The following is a 7,799-nucleotide window of genomic DNA, read 5'->3' on the forward strand; positions in this document are numbered from 1 at the left end:
CGCTGGCGAAGGTAACGTCCAACTCGTTGAGAACATCGACGACGTGCTCACAGTACGGACAGCCCTCAAGACGGTACAACGTAACGGTCATGTACCTGTATATGCGGTACGATACAAAAAGCCGCCGGGGGCGACTGCCCCGAACGATACCGCCAAGCGGCTCCGGACCGTACCGCAGGTATGGCGACGCCAGTTACGTACTACTGTCCGCGCTGTGAGACCGTCGTCGAACTACAGCGCGAGGGGTATCTCGCCGACAAGTCCGTTACGCCGGTTCCGCTTGCGGGCTGGAACTACGTCTCCGTGGAGGAAGACTACGCGGCCGACGACGCCGATGGGGTCCGATTCGTCTGCGGGGCGGACGGGTCCGCGCGCGACAGCGAGGCCGATGGGTGTGGGGAGCCGTTCTACCTCTCTTTCGTCCGCCCCGGAACGACTGAGGCAGGAACGGCAATCGACCCGACTGCTCGGCGTAAGTGATCACCATGCGGTCCCCCTACGAATTTAACTAACCCCCGGACGGATACGCTGGTATGGTACCTGCCGTCGGCGAAACGGCGCCTACGTTCGAGGCACTACTGTGCGACGGCGAGACGTTCCAACCGACCGAACTCGGCGACGCGCTCGGCGACCGAGGGACCGTCCTGATATTCGACGGGTTTGTCTTTTCCGCCATCGCACAGAACTGGTGGACTCGATACGACACGCTCGGCTGGGGCGAACTCGAGGGAATACGGGTGTACGGGATCGTCAGCGACGGCCCCTACTCGATAAACAAGTTTCTCCGCGGGCTCGAGAGCCCGTTCTCGATGTTCTCGGATGGCAACGGTGATATCGCTGAGTCCTACGATCTGCTGGTCGAACGCGAGGGGATGGCCGGTACGGAGACCGCCCGGCGGGCGGTGTTTGTCCTTGACGACGCCGGGCTCGTCAGGCACGCCTGGGACACCGGGGAGTGGATTTATCCTGTCCCCACAACGGAGATCGAGGCGGCGATCGCGGCGGTGTGAGACGGGGCCGATAGGAGAGAGCCGTCCTGCAGGCGGTAGCCAACCACCCGCGCCGCGACGGTAGGCTTATTTCTGGCCGGTCGGACCGACACTCATGCGACTCGATGGAATCCGCGTTCTCGATCTCACCCGGCTGCTCCCCGGCCCGTACGCGACACAGTTGCTCGCCGACGCCGGCGCCGACGTGATCAAGATCGAGGACACGGAAAGTGGCGATTACGCCCGGGAGATGCCGCCCACGACCGACGAGGGGATCAGTACACTCTTCGGCGCGGTGAACCGTGGCAAGCGTAGCGTCGCCCTCGATCTCAAGAGCGACGGTGGACGGACGGCGTTCTACGACCTTCTCGAAGGCGCCGATGTCGTCGTGGAGAGCTTTCGCCCAGGGGTGGCCGGGCGACTCGGCGTCGACTACGATGCGGTTTCCGAACGCCAGTCGGATATCGTGTACTGCTCGCTTACGGGCTACGGACAGGACGGCCCGTACGCCGACCGGCCCAGCCACGACCTCAACTGTATCGGGCTGTCGGGGCTTCTCGATATGAACCGCCGGGATGTCGACGAGGCCCCGCGGCTACCGGGGTACCAGATTGCTGACATCGGCGGCGGGTTGCTCGCCGCTTTTGCGGTCTGTTCCGCGCTGTTGTCCCGCGAACTCGGTAACAGCGGCGGCGAGTACCTCGATGTATCGATGACCGACGCAGTCGTCGCTTTCTCACAGGCCGTCGCGCCCGATGCGCTTCGGGGAGCGGCCCCGCGACCGGGTGAAACCCCGCTTACCGGCGAATACCCCTGCTACGGCGTCTACGAGGCGAGCGACGGCAACTACGTCACGTTCGGGGCGCTTGAGCCGAAGTTCTTCGAGGCGTTCTGTGCAGCCATCGACCGGCCGGAACTGGCCGACGAGCACATGTCCGACGACCCGGCGGTCCGGGCAGCCCTCCGTGCGGAACTGGAGTCGATCTTTGCCGAACGGACTCGCGACGAGTGGGTGTCGTCTCTCGCCGACGTGGACACGGCGTTTGGCGGCGTCTACACGCCGGAGGAGGCGCTCGAACACCCCCAGATCGAGGCTCGGGGATACGTCCGGGGACCGGACGACGGCGCACCTCGCGTCGGGTTTCCTGTCCGGGGCAGCGACGTGCCGCGGCAGGACGGTCGTGACCTCCCCGGCCACGGCGAGCACACGGAGGCGGTGCTCAAAGCCGCGGGATACGACGCCGAAGCGGTCGCTCGACTCAAGTCCGATAGCGCAATCAGGTGAACGCTACCCGGCGGCTGTGAGCACCTCTGCGATCGTGTGTCGTTTCAACAGTGCGAACCCGACGAACACGATCACGAAGCCGAGTACCGAGAGGGGATCGATCGACTCGCCGAGCAGGAACACCCCAGCAACCGTCGCCACGATCGGGACCAGATACGTCACGAGGCTCACCTCGAACGCCCCGCGCTCGCTCAACACGGTGAAGTAGATTACGAACGCGATCGCGGTCGAGAAGACGCCGAGGTAGACGACCGCCCCGATGGCGACCGGATCGACTAATGCGGTTGGTACCGGCTCCCCGCCGACGAGGCTGAGCGCGTGTAGGACGAGGCCGCCGACGAGCATCGCCCACCCGGTCATCGCGACCCGTTCCATCGACGGCCGGACACGCTGGATCAAAACGCCGCCGAGCGAGACGCTAATCACCTGTCCGACCACGAGGAGTCGGCCGAGAGTATCGCCGCCGGCTAGGTTTCCGGGATCGGGCCGGACGATCAACCCGATGCCGATAAACCCGATTGCGACGCCGAGCGCCCCGGCGACCGAAAGCCGTTCGCCGAGGAGAACGAGGGCCCACAGTGCCGTGACGATCGGGACGAGCGCTTGCAGTATCGCAGCGATGCCGCTCGGAACAGTCTGCTGGCCGACAAACAACAACCCGTTCCCGGCGACGAGAAAGACACCGCCGGCGGCGATCGCAGCAACGTTGTTTCGGCCGGCCGGCCACCATCCGCGGCCCTCAGCCGTCATGACGGCGTATCCGAGGAGAAGAATCGCCGCGACATCGTACCGGAACGCCGCGAACAGGAGGGGCGGCAGATACCCCAACCCGATCGAGATCGCGGGGAACGACACACCCCAGAGGAGAGAGAGGCCGACGAGCAAAGCGGGAACGCGAAGTCGGGACACAGGAGACTATTCCCACGAAACGCTCAAATCCTTACCGGAATGCGAACAGGCGATCCAACGGCGACTGGCGAGCGCGGATCGCGGTGGGACTGTCAACGCCCCGCTCCCGCCTCGGCGACTCGCCAGCGAGTGTTCAGCGCATACGGCGTGTGCCCGCGTCTCAGTATATAAATGAATGGTCGAGATCCATTGAAGCTTGACCGCAGTATTCGCAAGAACCAGCAAAAATTGCTCTTTTTGCGGACGATACCAGCAGATATACAATCGGGGATCGTCCAAGTATTTTCATGGACGATGACCGATTCGGTGGCCTGAGTCGGCGCGCCGTCGGCCGCTGGTGCGCCCTTGACGCCGACTGGCAGGGGATCCTTGTTGCCGTCGCGATCGTCGCCGCCGTCGCAGTCTTCGGCGTCGATATCCCATGATTGGCCCTGCCAGCCGAACAGTGCCCGGCATCGTCGCTCTCTGTCTCGGCGCCCTCGCGGCTCACGGGCTCTCCGCGTTCGTCGGTGTCAACGAACTGCTGCTCGCGATCGGGTTGGGTGTCGCGCTCACGAACACAGTCGGGATCCCGGATCGGCTTCGTGCCGGTATGGCGACACACAACGTCTGGCTCGCCGCGGGGATCGTACTGCTCGGGTCCTCGCTGACACTCGGCTCCGTCCTCGAAACCGGCAGCAATATCCTACTGTTGTTGGTGGCTGCGGTGACAGTCACCGTTCTTCTCGTCGAGGCCATCGCTCGGAACGTCGCGGGGCTGACCGAGCGCCTCGGCTCGTTGCTCGCTGCCGGGGCTGGGATCTGCGGCGTCTCCGCGGTCGTCGCCGTCGGTGGGGCGATCCGCGCGAAGGAGACGCAGATCGCCTACGCTGCCGGGGTCGTCCTGCTGGTTGATGCGATCACGATCGTAGTCTACCCGATCGTCGGCTCCATCCTCGACCTCTCGGGGATTGTCTTCGGTGTCTGGGCCGGCGTCAGCATGCTCTCGACCGGACCGGTGGTGGCCGTCGGGTTCGCCCACTCGGAGGCCGCCGGCCAGTGGGCGACGATGACGAAACTCGCCCGAAACGCGCTGATCGGTGCGGTCGCGCTCGGCTACGCGAGTTATTACGCGCGGCGCGGCGCCGGCGGCCCCACCTCGATTCGGATGCTGTGGGGGAACTTTCCGAAATTCGTTCTCGGGTTTCTCGCCTTCGTCGGACTCGCAAGCGTGGGCGTCTTCTCGCCCGGGCAGCGCGCTTCGATGGCAAACGCTGTCGACTGGCTATTCCTGCTAGCGTTCGTCGGTCTCGGCACGGAGATCAGGATCAACGACCTTCGGCGGACCGGCTTCGTTCCTGCTTTGGTCGTCTTCGCAGCGATACTTGTCGTGAGCGTCCTGTCGCTCGCGGTTGCGATGGCGGTGTTTTGAGGACCCCCTTTGACATCTATCGGCGAGTTCCGATCCGCCGAACCGGGGGCTTATTTGTTCGTCCGGATCATCTACTCGGTATATGGATCCGTCGGCCCTCACGTGGTATCCCGTCCTCGCAGCGGGGGTCGCCGTCTCGCTTGCGGCCCTCGTATATCTGAGCCGCCCGGACGGACGGTGGGGAGGAACGATCCGCAAACGGCTCGTGTTGGGGGTGCCGTGGGGGACACTCCTCGCCGTTGCGGGGGTCGCCTGTTTTTATTTGTTTGTCCAGGATGGCCTCGCGAACCCCCGGGACCCCCTCGAGATCCCGTTTCGGGCGTACAGCTACTTCTACCCGCTGGGCATCCTTACGTCCGGCTTCGCCCACGCGGGGTTGGGCCACGTCACGAGCAACTTGCTCGGAACGCTAGTTTTCGGATCGCTGGCGGAGTACGCTTGGAGTCACTTCCCACAGCGCCGCGGGAGTTCGTCGTTCGCGTCGCCGCGGTCGAACCCCTTCGTCCGGATCATAGCCTGGACCCTCGGCGTCGCCATCGCAGCCGTCACGACATCGTCGTTCGGCCTCGGTCCCGTGATCGGGTTCTCGGGAGCCCTCTTCGCGTTTGTCGGGTTCGCACTTGTCAGGTTTCCGATCACGACCGTCATTGCGGCTCTCTCGACGCGGATCGTCGCCCAACTGTACAACGCGATCCGGGTCCCCGAAGTCCAACAGTCGGCCGCGGAGACGTTCTCGAGGCCGTGGTGGGCGGGGATCGCGATACAGGGTCACGCCCTCGGCCTATTGCTCGGCGTCGTGGCCGGGACGGTGCTTTTATATCGTCGCGACGTCCGCCCGAAGCCAGAACACGTCTGGCTCGCCGCGCTCGCCTTCGCCGTCGACCGGGGGCTGTGGGCGATCTACATCCCTGAGGGCTCCGATACCTACCGGCTATTCAGGGCGCTTGGGATGGCGGCCGTCTTCGTTCTCGCCGCGATCGTGGCGGGCGGGACGTCGGCGACGACCCGGGAGTTGCTTCCGAGCGTCGACCTCTCGCGTCGGGACGTGGCGTTCGGGCTGGTCTTCGCCGCGCTCGTGGCGGTCGCGTTCGTCGGCGTCCCGCTGAACCTGTACGCGGTCGAGGACCCGACGGCCGGCGCCGGGGACGCCGACGCGGTCGAGGTCGGGGACTACACCGTCTTCTACGCCGAGGGCGTCGAGAACCGGTTCGTCTCCTCGGTTCCGGTCCCCGGCGGCGAAAACCAGACGGAGAACCGCGTCGAATCGAGCGGCCTCATCGTCGTCTCCGAGCGCCGGAACATCTGGTGGGAAGAGGTCTCGGCCGCGAGCCTCAAATCAAGCGGCGCCGCGACGATCCGGGTCGGCGGCCCCACTTGGAGTGAGGGTGTCCGCGCGACGCGGACGACCTGGGCCGTCGCGGGCGGGAACACGACCTACCATGTTCGTCTCGGACTCGCGACCGTCGACGACGGGAATCGCCCCGTCGTGTTCCGCGCCGATCCTGTCGAGGCCGACGTCGTCGTTGACGGCCGGCGTCTGTCGGTCGCGCCCGCTGGCGAGGGGTTCGAGGTCACTGTCTCCAGCCACAATGAGACGGTCGGAACGGCCGCCGTTCCCGCCGAGAACGGGACGGTGACGACGGGCGGAATCACCCTCGTCCGGGAGGATCGAAACCTGTTCGCAGAGCGTGGGCGTACGCGGGTTCGGATCGCACAGAAGGCCGGTTGACATCCCCCCGGTATAAATCCGCGAGTATTCTTCTCGATACTTATGCCCCTGCAACCGCCGTTCACTCCCACTCGATCCGGTAGACCTCGGTGTCGATCGACTGGGTGTCCGAACCGTGATGTTCGAACTGCCGCGAGAGTTCGAACTCCGCGGCGAAGGCGTGGGTGACGCCCCCGCCGTTGTCGCCGGCGAACGCCCGGACGAACGACTCGCTGCCCGCGTTGTGGACCGAATACGAGACCGACGAGACCGCGGCGGCTGTCTTCAGAAACGCCCGGTCGGCACCCTCGTTGCCGGACTGTGCGCCGAACGGCGGGTTCATAAGCACGGTTGTGTCCCCGTCCGGCGCGAGCGGGGGTTCGGTAACGTCGCCGCGAACCCACGAGACATGCGTCATGGCGCCCACGCGCTGTTCGTTCTCGCGCGCCGTCGAGAGCGGTGCGGGGTCAATATCGATCCCCACAACCCGGTCGGGACCGCGAAGCGCCGCCCCCAACGCGAGCATTCCCGTCCCGCAGCCGAGATCGAGCACCGTTCGCTCCTCGATGTCGCCGTTGAGGTCGGCGACGTGGACGATGTGTGCCGCCAGATCCGGCGGCGTGTGGTACTGCTCTAGCGGCGCGTGTGGGTCCTCGAACCCCGCGACGACGGCCAGTTCTTGGGCCAACCGCCGCCGCGTCGCACCCGCAGTTCCGTCTGTCATCGTTGGAAAATACTCTTGGAGCATACGTATAAATATTCGTATGCACTGCGGTCATATAAGATGCGGACGAAACGACGATCACCCGCCCCGGAAGCGATCGAGGCCGACCTGCTCGCTCGCGACGCCGTTCGGGTCCGAGACCCACGGCGACCGATCGTCTCGGACCGCGTCCGCGTCGATCGGCGGGGGATCAGCCGGCGTGTGCCCCCCGCATTCGGGGCCACACTCGCGGGCCGGATCGACGAACCGACCCTTCCACGCGCAGTAGGGCAACACGTCCTCATCCCCGAAGGGCGGACCGCGCGGTGTCGCTTTCTCGCAGTCAGGGAGCCGTTCGAGACGCCAACCCTTCCCGTAAGCGCGCTCGGCGATCCGCCGCCGAAGCCTGGCCTTCTCGTCCGCGTCGACGGGTTCGATGTCGACCCGCGTCGGCGATTCATCGAGGACGGCCACCCCCGGTTCGCCGCTCGGCAGCGGCTCGGCTGCCCGGACGATCTCAAACGTCCCCGCCTCGGGGTCGAGCCGCCACACGCCCACCGGGTCGGGAAGCCGGTTCAAATGCGCGCCGGTCACGTAAGATTCGGTCACGAGAACCACCTCGTCGAACAGCGACAGCGAGACGTCCTTTCGCAACTGCAGTTCGAGGTCGCCCGGGCGGTCGAGGTCGGGTTTGTTTTCGATGGCCCGCAGTCCGCCGATCCAGTCGGGATACGGGATCGCCTGCCGGACGTATCGTTGTCCGCCGCGGCGCTCGGCTTCGAAGAACCCGATAT

The 7,799-nt window shown here is 65.6% G+C and carries 9 protein-coding genes and 1 pseudogene; 6 read left to right on the forward strand and 4 right to left on the reverse strand.

The genetic code is table 11. The features are described from left to right. A partial coding sequence (locus ACI944_RS09150; protein WP_411718751.1) for a glutaredoxin domain-containing protein occupies positions 1-91 on the reverse strand: 91 nt, incomplete at its 3' end. Positions 92-180: 89 nt separating this feature from the next. On the opposite strand from ACI944_RS09150, the pseudogene ACI944_RS09155 reads away from it, so the two are divergent. From ACI944_RS09155 to ACI944_RS09165, 3 genes and pseudogenes are all read left to right on the forward strand, one after another. After that, positions 181-468: pseudogene (locus tag ACI944_RS09155) on the forward strand (hypothetical protein); the annotation flags it as partial. A 65-nt stretch (positions 469-533) separates the two neighbouring features. Further along, positions 534-1,010, forward strand: coding sequence for a redoxin domain-containing protein (locus ACI944_RS09160; protein ID WP_411718743.1), 477 nt, complete (start codon positions 534-536; stop codon positions 1,008-1,010). A gap of 94 nt (positions 1,011-1,104) precedes the next feature. Continuing rightward, positions 1,105-2,274, forward strand: coding sequence for a CaiB/BaiF CoA transferase family protein (locus ACI944_RS09165; RefSeq protein WP_411718744.1), 1,170 nt, complete (start codon positions 1,105-1,107; stop codon positions 2,272-2,274). A gap of 3 nt (positions 2,275-2,277) precedes the next feature. On the opposite strand, the gene ACI944_RS09170 is transcribed toward ACI944_RS09165, so the two are convergent. Then, on the reverse strand, positions 2,278-3,183 hold the full coding sequence (locus tag ACI944_RS09170; RefSeq protein ID WP_411718745.1) for a DMT family transporter: 906 nt from the start codon (positions 3,181-3,183) through the stop codon (positions 2,278-2,280). 287 nt (positions 3,184-3,470) lie between these two features. Between ACI944_RS09170 and ACI944_RS09175 the strand changes: the two genes are divergently transcribed. From ACI944_RS09175 to ACI944_RS09185, 3 genes are all read left to right on the forward strand, one after another. Beyond that, positions 3,471-3,608 carry a hypothetical protein gene (locus ACI944_RS09175; protein ID WP_411718746.1) on the forward strand — a complete coding sequence of 46 codons (138 nt, stop codon included), beginning with the start codon at positions 3,471-3,473 and terminating at the stop codon, positions 3,606-3,608. Then, complete coding sequence (locus ACI944_RS09180) at positions 3,605-4,594, forward strand: YeiH family protein (RefSeq protein WP_411718747.1); 990 nt, start codon at positions 3,605-3,607, stop codon at positions 4,592-4,594. Before ACI944_RS09175 ends, ACI944_RS09180 begins: the two co-directional genes overlap by 4 nt. A gap of 82 nt (positions 4,595-4,676) precedes the next feature. Then, positions 4,677-6,323, forward strand: a complete 1,647-nt coding sequence (locus ACI944_RS09185) for a rhomboid family intramembrane serine protease (protein ID WP_411718748.1) — start codon at positions 4,677-4,679, stop codon at positions 6,321-6,323. A 61-nt stretch (positions 6,324-6,384) separates the two neighbouring features. Here the strand turns inward: ACI944_RS09185 and ACI944_RS09190 are convergent, their stop codons facing one another. Then, positions 6,385-7,026 (reverse strand): METTL5 family protein, encoded by a 642-nt coding sequence (locus ACI944_RS09190; protein WP_411718749.1) that lies wholly within the window; start codon positions 7,024-7,026, stop codon positions 6,385-6,387. Between the two features lie 78 nt (positions 7,027-7,104). Next, positions 7,105-7,799, reverse strand: a 695-nt coding sequence (locus tag ACI944_RS09195) for a DUF5787 family protein (protein WP_411718750.1), incomplete at its 5' end; no start/stop codon positions are given.

The organism is Natronomonas sp., from assembly GCF_046710025.1.
In the GTDB taxonomy this organism is placed as follows: domain Archaea; phylum Halobacteriota; class Halobacteria; order Halobacteriales; family Haloarculaceae; genus Natronomonas.